We start from the raw sequence: 15,585 nt of genomic DNA on the forward strand, positions 1-15,585 counted from the left end.
TTATCCGTTCTTTATTCTTCCGTTATCCATAATTCTTAATGCGTGTTCAAAGTTACCTTTTTGCGCATTATCAGCATTATCAAGAGTTGCTTTAGCAATTTGTGTTAAAGCAAGATCAGTTAAAAATGCTTGGTGAGATGTAATGATTACATTTGGTAAATCGATAAGTTCTTTTCATTCAGGGTCAAGTTTCATAAGATCATTTTTTCTATCTGAAACATCTTCGTAGAATCTTCCTTCTTCTCTTTCAAGAACATCTGTTGCAAGTCCACGAAGTTTACCATCTTTAAGCCCTTTTAAGACAGCTTTAATGTCTAAAAGTTCTCCACGAGCTGTATTAACAATCACAGCTCCTTTTTTCATGACTTTAACTGCTTCTTCATCAATTAAGTATCTTGTTGAAGAAAGAAGTGGAGCATGAATTGACACAAAATCACTTTGTTTAAGTAATTCTGTAATTGATGTAAATTCAAAACCAAGTTCATTTGCTAAGTTAGGAAATTTTTCAGCTGCGTATGAGTCAAATACTAATACTTTAGCTCCAAGCCCTTTAGCAATTTTAATAAAACATTGTCCAATTTTTCCAGCACCAACAACACCAATTGTTGAGTTGTTAATGCAAAGACCATCAAGTCCATCAAGTGAGAAATTGTAATCTCTAACTCTATCATTTGCAATGATGATATTTCTGTTAAGTGTCATCATTAATGAAGCTGCAAATTCAGCAACTGATTCAGCTGAGTAGTTGAAAATTCTAAATACTTCAATCCCAAGTTCATTTGCTTTTCTAATGTCAACTTTGTTGTATCCCATTGATCTTTGAAGTCAAACTTTAATCCCCATTTTTGCTAAAACTTCTAAGATAACTTTGTCTCCATAAGTGTTAACAAAACCACAAACTGCATCAAAACCTTCAGCTTTTTTTACAGTATTTAAATTAAGATTTTCTTTAAAATATGTAATTTCGTGACGACCATTATTGTATTTATCAAAATATTTTTTATCATATTCTTTAGCATCGAAAAAAGCTATTTTCATATTATCGTCCCTCCTAAAAATAGTTAATTGCGTTATTAATTGTTTTATGCTAATTATATTTAATTATTATTAATAATACAAAATATGTAAACTTGTAGAAAAAAAATGTGGAATTTTTCCACTATAAAATAATTTTTTTATATTAATAATGTAGGGAGAAAAAATGAATACAGTTTTACTTTATTTAACGCATTATTTAAAAACAAATTATTTGCAAATTTACAAAAATTTACTCAGACCAAATCAAATTGAAATTGAAAGTTTGAAAAAAGTAGAAAGTGAATATTTCATACAAAAAATTGAGTTTTTTACAATTTTTGATGTTTTTTATCCAAAGTCACTCCTTATTTGCAAGAATGTTCCAATGGTATTTTTTTACAAAGGAGATCTGTCAATTTTAGAAAAATACTCAAAAGTTTATCTGATTAATGAAATTCAAAATGTCCAAACTGAAGAAATTTTAAATGACATTATTTTGAAAAACAAGAAAAATTGTGCATTTGTTTTGTGCGGGTATAAGCAAGAAAGGGATCTTGAAGAAAAATTAAAAGCAAATAATTGTAAAATAATTTACTTTTGTGCTAGTGGTTTAGATCAAATAAATCACTTGGAAAAAGATAATCCAAATTATTTCTTTATTTCACCATTCCCAATCAAAACTCACCCTAAAAAGGAATATTTTTACATCAATAATTTTCTTGCTGCAGCTTTTGCTAACTCACTAATTTTTATCTCTTCTGAAAAAGAAAGTAAAGCTAATAATTTGGTTAATTGCTTCCTGAATTTAGGTAAGGAAATTTATTGCTTTCCTGCCCAAAACTTAGAAGATGGAAATAACGAATTAATTAAATCAGGAGCTAATTTAATTACTAAAATTGAAGAAGCAATAAAAAATAACCCCTAAGGGTTATTTATTTAATATATTAGTTTTGTTTTTCAGGGTAAACAGAAACAAATTTTCTATTTCTTCTGCATTCGTATTTTACGTAACCATCAATTAATGTGTAAAGTGTATCGTCTCCACCTCTTTTTACATTGTTACCTGGAAAAATTTTTGTACCTCTTTGACGGTAAATAATTGATCCAGCTGTTGCAAATTGTCCATCACCTAACTTAGCACCTAATCTCTTACTGTGGCTATCACGACCATTACGGGTAGAACCACCGGCTTTTGTTTTTGCCATTTTCTAAGTACCTACTATCCTAAAATTTCTGTAATTTTAATTCTTGTATATGGTTGACGGTGTCCAAGTTTTCTTTTGTGAGTAGATTTTGCATTGTGACGGTAAACAACGATTTTTTTAGCTTTACCTTGTTTTTCGATTACACCTGATACTTTTGCATTTGTTAAATAAGGTCTACCAACTTGATCATTTACTACTAATACTTTATCAAAAGTAACAACTGATCCTTCTTCGCCTTCTAATTTTTCAACGAAGATTGTTTGATCTTTTTTAACTAAAATTTGTTTTCCACCTGTTTCGATAATTGCGAACATGCATTACCTCCATTTTGTGGCTCGTCTTTAAGGTGTTGCTTAGCAATCTTTAAAACCTTTTTAGAACGGTTACAAAAAAGTAACATTAGTATTATAAAAGAAATTATGAAAAAGCATAATGAAAAAAGTGCAAATTATGCACTTAAATTGGATTAAAAAACTGAATAATAATCTAATGTATCCTGAGTTTCCAAGTTACAACCTGTAAAAAAACGAATACATCTACTATATAGACGTATTCGTTTTTTTGTCTTAAAAATTACTAGAACTATTTATCTAGTATGTTGTAAAAATCACTATATATTTTGTTTAACTCTTTGTGTGATGGATCTAAATTATTTGTAATTTCCGATACTACTTCATCATTTACTATTTTTTGAGTTATAGTTATAAGTTTTAAAGCATCTATAAATTTGTTAATTGTAATTTTCTGAATTTCTCCATTTGTTTCATAGAATTTTTTCAGTTTAAAGATTGAATATTTTAGAACAACAAGAGATAAGAAACATAAAAATACATGCGCTAGAATATGCTCTTCTTTATGAACAAAAATAGGTCTAATTTCAAGTGATGATTTTAAAATACGAAAACCTTCTTCTATTTTTCATTGTTGTCTATAAATTTCATTTGCTTTTTCTGCTGATAAATCAAGGATATTTGTTTCTATCATATAAAATCCATCTTGATCAGCTATTTTCTTTATTTTGTCATAGTTTAATCTTCCAACTGTGACACCATCTACATCCATATATTTTCTTTTGTATTCTGGAACCAAATCGCTTAAGCATATTGTTCCGCCAATTGATTTTTTATTAATTCTATCTATAAGGTTTTTTCTTTTTACTTTATCTAATGTTTCTTTTGAAGGACTAAAATAAACAATTTGTTTTCTGTAATTACCATTAAATCTTTTCTTATTTCAAGAAGATTCAATAATTCTTTCTTTAGAAAATATATTATTTATGCACATATAATCTTTATCTTGAACTATAAAGTTTCTTGATTCAGCATTTAAATTATCAATTCGTTTTTGAAATATAAATTTATAACCTTTTTGTTCTAAAAATCTAATGTTTGCACTTTGACTTAACCCTCTATCAGCAATTACAACAACATCTTTTATGTTATAAATTTTCTTCATTTCAACTAAAAATGTTATTAAAGTTTGCGAATCAGCTGTGTTTCCTGGAAAAACTTTGTAGTGAAAGGGAATTCCATTGTTATCTGTGGCCATTGCTATTACGATTTGATCTTCATTGTGTTTTCCATCTTTTGAAAAACCTTTATTTCTTATTCCGCTTCTTGAAAAGCTCTCAAAATAAACTGTTGTATTATCAAAATGTATAACTTTTTCATTTCTATCAGTTAACTTTTTCAATTTATCATAAAGATTTAATAGTATAGTGTTTTTGTTTTCTAAAAAAATATCTAAGTAATTATAAATAGATGACTTTTTAATGTTTAAACCTTGGATAAAGTCATTTTTATTTTTGTATTGACAAATATAACTTCTAGGGAAAATTATTCTTGTTCCTATTATAAATTCGAGCACTTCTTGAAGAGATTTGTGTTTTGAATTTGGTAAAAAACTAAACAATTCTAATTCTTTTATAACTTTATAAATTAAATCGATACCAATGTTTTTAACATTGGTTCGTACTGACATTGGTTCCAATAGTTCAAAAAATTTAGATTTTACAGCTTTTTTATCTGAACTCACTTCTATAAGTTTGGCTAGTGGTTTTATATCTTCCAAACTAGAAAGAGAATATTTTTCTTTAATTTCTTCTCAGTATCCTACACCAACCATTTGACTAATACCTTTACCATAACCATTAGAAACTGCTAAACCAAGATAAGTTCCTTTTGACTTTTTTGTTTTGCATAAAATGTAATTACTCATAATTAAATTATATCATATAGTTTGAGTAGTTTTAGTAAAAAAGATATTTTTTATTAAAAAATACTCATATACTTTAGTATATGAGTATAAATTTTTCCTGATTGCAAAGTTGCTCTTAACTTGGAAACTCAGGATTAGTATTATAAAAGAAATTATGAAAAAGCATAATGAAAAAAGTGCAAATTATGCACTTAAATTGGATTAAAAAACTGAATAATAATCTAATGTATTTGAAGCTTTTTTGACATTGTTATTTCATTTAAATTGAACTAATTTATCTTTAATTTCACCTTCTGGTGCAATTGCACTTTTGATTAGACCCACTAGCGGAGCAATTGAACTAATGATAAGTGGCAAACTTGTTATAAGTGTTGATAATGCAAAACCAGCTTCTGTTTTTAGTTCTTTTTGAGATTCAATTTTTTCTAGTTCATTTAATTTCATATTTCCTCCTATTTTTTATATAAAAAAAGGATTAAAAAGGAGAAAAAAAGAGCAATAAGAATTATTGTTCTACATATTGAGTATTGAATTTTCCGACTATCCCATCAATAACATTGATTGAAATTCAAATATTTGGATCAATTAATTTTAAATCATGAATTAGTGATTTAGCTTCTAAATAAAGAATAACTGTTTCAATTTTGTAGCTGTATTCCCCAGTATATCCAGATTTAAAACGAGTAATTCTGTATGAGTGTCAGTAGTTGATTAATTTAAAGTAAGCCATAATTTGTTTTGGATCGCTAGAAACAATTACTAATGATGTCTTTTTGTATTTTGGATATAAAAGGTTAACAGTTAAATTAGTTGTGATAATGTATGTGAAAGTTGAAAGCTCTCTCATTCCAAAGTAAATTTGTTGTGTTTGAACTTTGGTATCTTGTTTAAGAAGTTCATTGAATTTTACTAAATCAATTGTCCCATTAGGATTAAGTGTAATTTCTTCCGGACTAACTACATAATGCTTTAAATTAGGACTTAAAGCTCCATAAATAATTAAGAAAATACTTGCAGTTACAAAGGAAATAATAGTTAAAACACCACCAATGCTTTTTTTAGATTTAGTTGAAAAGTAGTAAGCTACAATGTCAGTTCCACCTGTTGAACCACCAGCTTTTCATGAAATGGCAATTCCAATTCCAATAAAGAATGAACCAATTGTTCCATATAGTAAAATTGGTCAAGTTTGTCCTTCTTGATATCAAGCTTCTTTTTGTGAAATCACCCTCTCACCAACTGTGAATGAATCTTTAAATCCATCTGGTACAAAGTTAATTTTTGACATGAAAAAATCATGCACTTCAGGAATGGTGAAAACAAGGTTAACTAAAATCTGAGAAATCATAAAGAAAAGAGTTAAATACAAAAAGCTCTTCTTAATTTTTCTTCAATAGAGAATAAATAATGGTAAATTTACCCCAAAGTAAATTAGGGAAAAATATGGTTTTAAAATAGGCAAAAGAATTGTTAAAAGTGTTGGAATACCAGTTAATCCTGAAGGAATTGTATCGGCTCTTAAAAGAAAGAATTGAATTCCGAAGTTAAAGATAATTGCACTAACAATAATCATTAAAATTCTTCTTCAATATCTTTGTCAAAGCTGCGGAATTGTTAATTTATGATTACGATTATTAAAAAGGTACCGTCCCATTTTGTATTTTAAAAAATTAACATCTTCAGTTGCTATATTGATATGGTTGCTATCTCATTCTTGAAAATTATTTTGTAATGAAAAATCTTGAATAATTTGTTTTTTATTACCATTTTTTACACATTTTCAAAATTTATGCTTTTGGAAAATGTTGATTTTCATTTTGTGAGATATATCATCTTGAAGGTTTATAGGTTCTTTTGTTTCTTCATTTTTATCAATGTTATTTTTCATAAAATCTATTTTATCATTTTCTAATTTTTAATGAAAAAATAGAACAAAAATCCAACCTTATTTGGCTGGATTTTCTTTTTGTCGTTTTTCTTTCGAAGCAATTTCCATAATTATCGAAATAAGAGATGTTATGATGAATAAACAAATTCCAATAAAGATAAATGAATCAGCTAAATTTAATGTTCCTCTATCTTTAATAAAGTTGAAAAAGAATCAATCTTTTACGTGCCCTTTGAAAAGGCAACGATCTAAAAAGTTTCCCATATCTCCAGCTGAAAGAATTGCTAGTGCCACAATGTAAAAATACACTCTTTTTTTCTTTTCAGTTAAAAACATTATTGAAGTTAGAGTCACTAGAAAGATAATTGCGCTTAAGACTTGGATTAAAACAATATTTGCATTCTCTCAAAGTGTTACTCCACGGTGTCAAATGCTTCTGATGGTAATTAGTCCAAATTTTGTTCATTGTGATGAAACATATGGATAAATACTTTCAGCAGGTTTTCTAGTTCCATCAGGCATTATAACTGTACCATTTAGATCTAAAGTATTAATATCGCCATGATGAAAAATAAATGTTTTAGTTAATTGATCGATTAAAAGGAAAACTGCAAATACACTTAAGAAAATTAAATAGTTAATTAAGATTTTTTTCTTATTGTTTTTTAGGTGGCTTACAAATCTATTAACTAAGTTTTTTAAATAGTTTTTGATTGTTGTTACATTATTCATTTAATTTAAGTTCAACTTTCTTAAAACTTGGTCGCAATTTACACAAATTTCACCAGCCATATCTTTAGCTTCGAAGTGGTTTCAGCAACGAAGACATTTTTCAGAAGTAAATTTCACTACTTTTAATTTATCTCCATCACTTACTTTCCCTACCATTAAAAGAGTAGCAAGGTTTAACTCTTTAGTAAATTGATCTACTGAATTATCAAGAACAAGCTCTAATTCATTTGAACGTTTTACATTTCCATTTTTAATTTCATTTTCAATTAAAACGTTAACTTTTTCTCTAAGTTCAAAGAACTTATCAAATTTAGCAACAAGATCTTGATCCACCTTTAATGAATTTAAATTGTCAAAGCGTTCAAACATTATTGATTCAAATTTATTTTCTTTGTTAAAGTGTGAATATGCTTCTTCTGCTGTAGTAGGCATAATTGGTGCAATAACTTTAATTACAAAATCTAAGATTTCATATAAGTTAGCTTGAACCATTCTTCTTTCAGTATCATCAGCTGTCCTTACATAAAGAATGTCCTTAGTAATTGAAAGGTAGAAAGCAGAAAGATCAACAATGTAATTATTTAAGTGTTTAATTACATTAATAAAACGATATTCATTATAAGCATTAATAATATTTACTTTTAGCTCTGCTAATTTGTTTTGAACATATTCGTGAATTCCTTCACGTTTGATATTTGGTTCGTATTTAAAGTCGCTAATGTTCCCAAGTAAGAACTTAATTGTGTTTCTTATCTTACGATAAAGTTCAGTGTTTTGATCTAAGATTTCATTTGAAATATTAACATCATTTGAGTATTCTGAATTAGCTACTCAAGTTCTTAAAATGTCAGCACCTCTTTGTTTTACAACATCAATTGGAGAGATTGTATTTCCTTTTGATTTTGACATTTTTTCACCCTTACCATCAAGAGCAAATCCATGTGAAATAAGTTGTTTATAAGGTGTTACGCCTTTGTAAGCTACTGAGTTAATAATTGATGAGTTAAATCATCCACGGTATTGATCAACTCCTTCAAGATATAAATCAAATGGAGATTCAATTCCTTTTTCAATATCAACAGCAATAGATGAAACTCCTGAATCGAATCAAACATCCATAATGTCCATTTCACGAGTGTAACCTAAATTACGGTAGCTTTCAGGAAGAAGTTCATCGGTTGTTTTTTCATATCAAATATCTGAACCATGTTTTCTTACAAGATCAATTACATAATCGAAAAGCTCTTCTTTAAAAACAGGATTTTTATCTTGATCATAGAAAATGATAATTGGAACACCTCAAGCTCTTTGACGCGAAATTGTTCAATCATGACGATTTTCAATCATTTGGAAAAGTCTTTTTTTAGCTCATTCTGGGTGTGTTTGTACTGAAGAATCAATTTGCTCAAGGATTTGATCTCTAATTTTGTCAATTGAAACAAATCATTGTGTAGTTCCTCTATAAATAATAGGTTTATGTGTTCTTCAATCATGTGGGTATGAGTGTTTTAAACGCTCAAAATGCATCATATTTTCACCAAGGTACTCGCTAATTAATTTGTTAGCATCTTCATAGAAAATACCATCAAATTGGGTGTTTGTTTTTTCGATAAACCCTTTATCTGAAATGTGCATAATCATTTCTAATTTGTTATCAAGACCAATTTGGAAGTCATCTTCACCAAAAAGTGGAGCAATATGAACTAATCCAGATCCATTTTCGTCAGTAACGTGATGCCCAAGTACAACTGGAGCTTCGAATTTTAAAATAGGTGTTTGGTAAGTAATTTTGCCAAGCTCTTTACCTAAGAAAGTTCTCACCACCTGGAAGTTTTCTCATTTAAAAGTAGCTGCTAATTTGTCAAGTAAAGTTGAAGCTACAATGAATTTTTGATTATTTACTTTAACTACTGAATATTCAATTTTCTCTCCAAGAGCAACTCCGGCATTAGCTAAAAGTGTTCAAGGTGTAGTGGTTCAAATGATTAATTTATCTCCAGGGTTAATTGCTTCCATATCTGAAGAGACAATACTGAAAGAAACAAAAATTGAAGGACTAACTACATCTTGGTATTCCACTTCAGATTCAGCAAGAGCGCTTTGAGATGATGGTGATCAATAAACTGGTTTTAATCCTTTATAAACAAGCTTATCAAATACCATTTTTTTAAACACTTCAAGTTGTTTTGCTTCATATTCTTTATCTAAAGTTACGTAGTATTTTTCAAAATCAGAGAACATTGATAAACTTAAGAATTGACTTTTTTGTTTTTCAACTTGTTTCATAGCATATTTAGCTGCTTTTTTTCTTAAGATAACTTTGTCAATTTCATCTTTGCTAATGTTCATTTCAACAAGCATTTTATGTTCAATTGGAAGCCCATGTGTATCTCAACCTGGCACATATGGTGAATAAAAGCCTTGCATTGTCTTATAACGAACAATGATGTCTTTTAAAATTTTATTAAGTGCATGACCTACGTGTAAATCACCATTTGCGTATGGAGGACCATCATGAAGAATAAATTTATCATTACGTGAGTTTTGCTCTAAAACCTTTTTGTAAATTTGATTCTCTAATCAAAACTTTTGAAATTGAGGTTCTTTAATTACTAAATTAGCTCTCATATCGAATTTAGTACTTGGCATATTTAAAGTTTTTTTGTAATCTAAAGACATAATTTACCTTTCAAATTTTAATTTTCATCGCTGTAATTGTTGTATATTTGTAAACATTTTTCACAATCCAAAGGAGCTACTTCTCTTATGTAATGATTGTGTTTTTGCGGAACAGCTCTAAAACCATTTACTTTATAAGTTCTTTCAGTATAAATATTAGTATTTTTTATTGCATATTTAACTCTTATTTCAACAGGAACATCACCAGGTAACTGTGAGACAGCCAATATTTCAGTTTCAATATCAAATGATTTTGTTGAATTTTGACTAGAAATAAATACATCTAACTGAAATGGATCATGACCTTTAATAGCACGGAAACAATCTAAAGCTTCAGCATTATAATCACTTATTTCTTGAGATTTATCTTTTGGGAATTCAATATTGATAATCCCAGCGTTGATAAAAATATCTGGTTTGCCGCTTGTCACTTGGCTTTTTAACTGATTTTCTCATTCAATAATTGCATTTTTTAAATCTCTTCTAGTTACTGAATTATTACATGCGACAAGAAGAATTGGACATGCAGTAATTACACTAGTTGAAGCGAGAATTCCTAAGGCTTTTTTACTCATAAACTATTCCTATTCTACTAGTAATTTTAAATAAATTATATAAAAAAATTACTCTTATTTATTAACTTTTAGCCAACAAATAAGAGTAATTTTTTGGTGGCCCCGGCAGGAATCGAACCAGCGACACACAGAGCTTCAATCTGTTGCTCTACCAACTGAGCTACAGGGCCATAATGGCGGTCCAGACGGGGATCGAACCCGCGTTCTCCTCCGTGACAGGGAGGCGTATTAAACCACTTTACCACTGGACCATTTTGGTTGCGGAGGCAGGACTTGAACCTACGACCTCCGGGTTATGAGCCCGACGAGCTGCCAACTGCTCTACTCCGCTATATAATTCTATAAAGAGATGGCGGGTGATGAGGGATTCGAACCCCCGCGGGCCGTGAAGCCCCTGCTAGTTTTCAAGACTAGTCCCTTCAGCCGGACTTGGGTAATCACCCATACAATGGTGGACCTAACAGGATTCGAACCTGTAGCCGACCGGTTATGAGCCGGTTGCTCTAACCGTTGAGCTATAGGTCCAGCACTATTTTGGTCTTATGCTTTATAGAACAATAAGATTTGGTAGCACCGGTGAGATTCGAACTCACGACCTTCCGGGTATGAACCGGATGCTCTAACCAACTGAGCTACAGTGCCATAATGGTGGAGAGTATGGGATTCGAACCCACCACCTCCTGCGTGCAAGGCAGGCGCTCTAGCCAAATGAGCTAACCCCCCATTAAATGGTGAAGAAGACAGGATTTGAACCTGCGACCACTACGTCCCAAACGTAGCGCTCTGCCAAGCTGAGCTACTTCTCCATCTTCTAAAAATGTTGCTTTTATATTATACACAAAAAAATTTTAATCACTAACATTTTTTGCTTTTTTTTATTTTTTTGTGTGCATTTTTAAGATGCTTATTTATTATAGCATATTTTTAAAATGGAGAAGAATTTTTTTCAATTTTCTTAAAATTTTTATTTGTCTCTCTCCAGATAAATGTTTGACAAAATAAAAGAAGTTACTATCTGCATCAATATGATTTTCAAATAGCTTATCTACGCTATCAAAACTAAGATTAAAGTAATAAAAGATATAATCAACTATAAATTCTAAAAATAGTTCTGTTGTTGCATTTTTCATTTCTTTTTTAAGATTTGTTTCTTTATATTTGTAATTTAATTCATCAATTAATTCCTGATTTTCTAAATCCTCAATACTTTTGAGCACGATTTTACGAAAGTGCTTATATGCAATTATTTCAAAATAATCAAAGATTTGCTTTTTAATAATTTTTTGATCGATTTCAAGCTTAAGTTTTCTCAAAAATTCTTCAACTAAAATTCAAATACTATAAAAAGAATAATCGCTGTTTGTGATTCGAATTTCTTCTCTGAGATAATACATCAAAGTCACTTTCTTGGTACCCATTCTTCTGAAGTTAATGCACTTATTGTAATTTTTATAAAGATCTCAAAGATCAATTTCTAATAAGTTATCTTCATGAGAAGGATAAACTTCTCTTAAATAGTTATGAGCTCAAATTCACACTCCATGTTTAAGGGAGTATTTGCTTAGTAAAAGAAATGTTGTACTGCAATCACATTTATTATATTTTGGTTCATATTTTAGATTTTGTAAATCTAAAATGAATTGATCTAGTAGCTTTTTTATTTTATTATCAATATTTAAATAAACTAATTCAATTACTATCTCTTTTTTGTTAATAAGCTTTGAATCAACTTTAACATCAAATAAATATTTGCCTTGTGATAGATTATCAGTTAAGGATAACTCTCTTAATTTGAAATATTTACGTTTATAAAACATTTGTCAAAGTTCTTTTTGCTCTCTATAAGCATGATTTATTAAATCATGATGCCTAAATATATTAAATTCTTTAATAATTTCCTTGTTTTTCTCTATTTTTACAAATTCTGAAGTAAAATTTGCTTCTTTTTTAAGATCCATATAAATAATTCTAACAATTTCAGGTAAATTTAAATCATTTTACTTAATAAATGCAATAAAAATACCAAATAATGAATTTATTTCATAAAAAACAAGTTTCCAACTTGATAGTATAAAAATCAATAAATAAATGCTACTAACTAGGAAAACCCGTTGCATTAGACCCTTTAATTTGTGCTTTCCCAGTTGGTAGTATTAAAAACTAGTTTTCTTATAATACCTTGTTACTTGCTAGTATAAAATTGTGCTACTAAGTTGGAAAGGCAATAAAAAAACTCCACTAGGGAGTTATTTGTCCTCTGAAAACTGAATAGTAAATTTTTTATAATAATTCATTAAAATGTCTTGAATAACATCTTAACTTTTAAACCTATCAATTTATTAGTAATGGTCAGCTGAATGTATTACTACACTTACACTTCCATCCTATCAACCTCGTAGTCTACAAGGAATTTCAAGGGAATACTCATCTCTGAGGAGGCTTCCCACTTAGATGCTTTCAGCGGTTATCCCTTCCGTACTTAGCTACCCAGCTATGCTCCTGGCGGAACAACTGGAACACCAGCGGTACGTCCACTCCGGTCCTCTCGTACTAAGAGCAGCTCTCATCAATATTCCAACGCCCACATCAGATAGGGACCGAACTGTCTCACGACGTTCTGAACCCAGCTCGCGTACCGCTTTAATTGGCGAACAGCCAAACCCTTGGAACCGACTCCAGCTCCAGGATGCGATGAGCCGACATCGAGGTGCCAAACCTTGCCGTCGATGTGATCTCTTGGGCAAGATAAGCCTGTTATCCCCAGGGTAACTTTTATCCGTTGAGCGACTGCCGTTCCATGACGTACAGCCGGATCACTAAGTCCTGCTTTCGCACCTGCTCGACTTGTAGGTCTCGCAGTCAAGCACACTTCTACCTTTGCGCTCTACATATGGTTTCTGACCATATTGAGTGTACCTTTGAACGCCTCCGTTACCTTTTAGGAGGCGACCGCCCCAGTCAAACTACCCACCACGCACTGTCCCCCCACCGGATAACGGCGGCAGGTTAGAAACTCAACATACCAAGGGTGGTATTTCAACGGCGACTCCCTTAAGGCTAGCGCCTTAAGATCAACGTCTCCCACCTATCCTACACATGTTAGGCCAAGTTCCAATACGAAGTTGTAGTAAAGCTCCATGGGGTCTTTTCGTCTTGATGCGGGTACCCAGCGTTTTCACTGGGACCATAATTTCACCGAGTCTAGTGTTGAGACAGTTGAGAGATCATTGCGCCTTTCGTGCAGGTCAGTATTTAGCCGACAAGGAATTTCGCTACCTTAGGACCGTTATAGTTACGGCCGCCGTTCACCCGGGCTTCATTTCAACGCTTCGCATAAGCTAGCGCATCCACTTAACCTTCGGGCACTGGGCAGGCTTCACCCCCTATACATCACCTTACGGTTTAGCAGAGAGCTGTGTTTTTGATAAACAGTTGCCCCTCACAATTTACTGTGGCCAACTCAAAGTTGGCACCCCTTCTCGCGAACTTACGGGGTCATTTTGCAGAGTTCCTTAACACTAGTTTTCTCGCTCGCCTTAGAATACTCATCTTGGGAACGTGTGTCCGTTCTCGGTACAGGTGACCGTTATTTAAAACGTTTAGAAGCTTTTCTTGGAAGCATGAAATCACATAATTCGCTCAAATGAGCTATGCATCATACATCCCGGTTATAGAGTGCGCATTTAACTACACTCACCAGTTTGCATTTACCCCCAAATCCAATAATGGGTAATGTTATCCTTCTCCGTCACTCCATCACTAATAACAGCCAGTACAGGAATATTAACCTGTTATCCATCGAATACGCCTTTCGGCCTCTCCTTAGGTCCTGACTAACCCTGGGTGGACGAACCTTCCCCAGGAAACCTTTCCCAATAGGCGTTGAGGATTCTCACCTCAAATCGTTACTCATACCGGCATTCTCACTTCTTAGCGCTCCACCAGTCCTCACGGTCTGACTTCACCGCCCTAAGAACGCTCCTCTAACGTACTTTCGTACCCGTGGCTTCGGTATTGTGTTTTACTCCCGTTACATTATTGGCGCAAGATCTCTTGACTAGTGAGCTATTACGCACTCTTTAAAGGATGGCTGCTTCTAAGCCAACCTCCTAGTTGTTTATGAAATCTCACAACCTTTCTGACTTAACACAATTTTGGGACCTTAGCCGACGATCTGGGTTGTTGCCCTCGCGAGCCGGGACGTTAGCACCCCGGTTCCGACTGCATGACAATACACAATGGTATTCGGAGTTTGATTATAGTCAGTACCGCTAGGCGCGGCCATTCCATATTCAGTGCTCTACCACCAAAGTTTAACATCACACGCTAGCCCTAAAGCTATTTCGAGGAGAACCAGCTATCTCCAAGTTCGATTGGAATTTCTCCACTATTCACAAGTCATCCGGGCACTTTTCAGCGTACTACGGTTCGGCCCTCCACTTGGGGTTAGCCAAGCTTCAGCCTGCTCATGAATAGATCACATGGTTTCGGGTATATGACAACATACTAAACGCCCTATTAAGACTCGATTTCTCTGCGGCTCCGCTTTTATCCACTTAACCTCGCATGTTATCATAACTCGCCGGTCCATACTGCAAGATGTACGCCATCACCCTTTAATGGGCTCTGACTAATTGTAAGTAAGTGGTTTCAGAATCTATTTCACTCCCCTCCCGGGGTTCTTTTCACCTTTCCCTCACGGTACTAGTTCACTATCGGTGTCTGGTTAGTATTTAGCCTTACCGGATGGTCCCGGCAGATTCAGACAGGGTTTCACGTGCCCCGCCCTACTCAGGATACTATCAGAAGTCTTTATCATTTCGCTTACGGGAGTATCACCCTCTTTGCTTAGCTTTCCCACGCTATTCTGCTATGATAAAGATTTGTAACTTCATGTAGATAGTCCTACAACCCCGACTAATGTCGGTTTGGGCTCTTCCACGTTCGCTCGCCGCTACTAATGGAATCATTATTTATTTTCTCTTCCTGTTGCTACTAAGATGTTTCAGTTCACAACGTGTCTCGTCTGTATAACTATTTGATTCATTATACAGCAACTAGAAATTACTCTAGCTAGGTTTCCCCATTCGGAAATCCCCGTATCGTAGCTCATATCCAGCTCCACGAGGCTTATCGCAGGTAATCACGTCCTTCATCGACTTCCAGACCCAAGGCATCCACCACAAACTCTTACTTATTTAAAAGTTGTAACAATATTTACCTATTTGTTTGATGTATTCAAAGACATTTCAATAAATTATTATTTTTAAAA

The 15,585-nt window shown here is 32.3% G+C and carries 11 protein-coding genes, 8 tRNA genes and 1 rRNA gene; 1 reads left to right on the forward strand and 19 read right to left on the reverse strand.

The window, feature by feature from the left end; all coding sequences use genetic code 4:
• On the reverse strand, positions 1–1,038 hold the full coding sequence (locus EXC51_RS01150) for a 2-hydroxyacid dehydrogenase (RefSeq protein ID WP_129620145.1): 1,038 nt from the start codon (positions 1,036–1,038) through the stop codon (positions 1–3).
• Between the two features lie 163 nt (positions 1,039–1,201).
• Here EXC51_RS01150 and EXC51_RS01155 point away from each other — a divergent pair, with 163 nt between their 5' ends.
• Positions 1,202–1,942 (forward strand): DNA-processing protein DprA, encoded by a 741-nt coding sequence (locus tag EXC51_RS01155; protein ID WP_129620146.1) that lies wholly within the window; start codon positions 1,202–1,204, stop codon positions 1,940–1,942.
• 19 nt (positions 1,943–1,961) lie between these two features.
• Here the strand turns inward: EXC51_RS01155 and rpmA are convergent, their stop codons facing one another.
• The 18 genes from rpmA to EXC51_RS01245 all read right to left on the reverse strand — a co-directional run bounded on the left by rpmA (position 1,962) and on the right by EXC51_RS01245 (position 15,517).
• Entirely contained in the window at positions 1,962–2,222 is a 261-nt protein-coding gene (gene rpmA, locus EXC51_RS01160) for a 50S ribosomal protein L27 (RefSeq protein WP_129620147.1), read from the reverse strand.
• Between the two features lie 14 nt (positions 2,223–2,236).
• Positions 2,237–2,536, reverse strand: coding sequence for a 50S ribosomal protein L21 (gene rplU, locus EXC51_RS01165; protein ID WP_129620148.1), 300 nt, complete (start codon positions 2,534–2,536; stop codon positions 2,237–2,239).
• A 268-nt stretch (positions 2,537–2,804) separates the two neighbouring features.
• Positions 2,805–4,439 carry an IS1634 family transposase gene (locus tag EXC51_RS01170; RefSeq protein ID WP_129619974.1) on the reverse strand — a complete coding sequence of 545 codons (1,635 nt, stop codon included), beginning with the start codon at positions 4,437–4,439 and terminating at the stop codon, positions 2,805–2,807.
• Positions 4,440–4,640: 201 nt separating this feature from the next.
• Entirely contained in the window at positions 4,641–4,883 is a 243-nt protein-coding gene (locus tag EXC51_RS01175) for a hypothetical protein (RefSeq protein ID WP_129620149.1), read from the reverse strand.
• 61 nt (positions 4,884–4,944) lie between these two features.
• On the reverse strand, positions 4,945–6,327 hold the full coding sequence (locus tag EXC51_RS01180; protein WP_223211645.1) for a YitT family protein: 1,383 nt from the start codon (positions 6,325–6,327) through the stop codon (positions 4,945–4,947).
• Between the two features lie 57 nt (positions 6,328–6,384).
• Positions 6,385–7,059 (reverse strand): signal peptidase II, encoded by a 675-nt coding sequence (locus EXC51_RS01185; protein ID WP_129620150.1) that lies wholly within the window; start codon positions 7,057–7,059, stop codon positions 6,385–6,387.
• Entirely contained in the window at positions 7,060–9,738 is a 2,679-nt protein-coding gene (gene ileS / locus EXC51_RS01190) for an isoleucine--tRNA ligase (RefSeq protein WP_129620151.1), read from the reverse strand.
• Positions 9,739–9,755: 17 nt separating this feature from the next.
• The gene (locus EXC51_RS01195; RefSeq protein WP_129620152.1) at positions 9,756–10,313 is read right to left on the reverse strand and encodes a hypothetical protein; all 558 of its coding nucleotides are present in this window, start codon (positions 10,311–10,313) and stop codon (positions 9,756–9,758) included.
• A 94-nt stretch (positions 10,314–10,407) separates the two neighbouring features.
• Positions 10,408–10,483: transfer RNA gene (locus EXC51_RS01200), tRNA-Phe, on the reverse strand.
• A 4-nt stretch (positions 10,484–10,487) separates the two neighbouring features.
• Positions 10,488–10,564, reverse strand: a tRNA-Asp gene (locus EXC51_RS01205).
• Between the two features lie 4 nt (positions 10,565–10,568).
• A tRNA-Met gene (locus EXC51_RS01210) sits at positions 10,569–10,644 on the reverse strand.
• A 19-nt stretch (positions 10,645–10,663) separates the two neighbouring features.
• Positions 10,664–10,756: transfer RNA gene (locus tag EXC51_RS01215), tRNA-Ser, on the reverse strand.
• Positions 10,757–10,762: 6 nt separating this feature from the next.
• Positions 10,763–10,838: transfer RNA gene (locus EXC51_RS01220), tRNA-Ile, on the reverse strand.
• A 40-nt stretch (positions 10,839–10,878) separates the two neighbouring features.
• Positions 10,879–10,955, reverse strand: a tRNA-Met gene (locus EXC51_RS01225).
• A 4-nt stretch (positions 10,956–10,959) separates the two neighbouring features.
• Positions 10,960–11,036: transfer RNA gene (locus EXC51_RS01230), tRNA-Ala, on the reverse strand.
• A gap of 6 nt (positions 11,037–11,042) precedes the next feature.
• Positions 11,043–11,119 (reverse strand) — tRNA-Pro (locus EXC51_RS01235).
• Positions 11,120–11,224: 105 nt separating this feature from the next.
• Positions 11,225–12,271, reverse strand: a complete 1,047-nt coding sequence (locus tag EXC51_RS01240; protein WP_129620153.1) for a hypothetical protein — start codon at positions 12,269–12,271, stop codon at positions 11,225–11,227.
• A gap of 360 nt (positions 12,272–12,631) precedes the next feature.
• Positions 12,632–15,517 (reverse strand): 23S ribosomal RNA (locus tag EXC51_RS01245).
• Between the last annotated feature and the right edge of the window lie 68 nt (positions 15,518–15,585).

The organism is Mycoplasmopsis gallinacea (genome assembly GCF_900660495.1).
Lineage (GTDB): Bacteria > Bacillota_I > Bacilli_A > Mycoplasmatales > Metamycoplasmataceae > Mycoplasmopsis > Mycoplasmopsis gallinacea.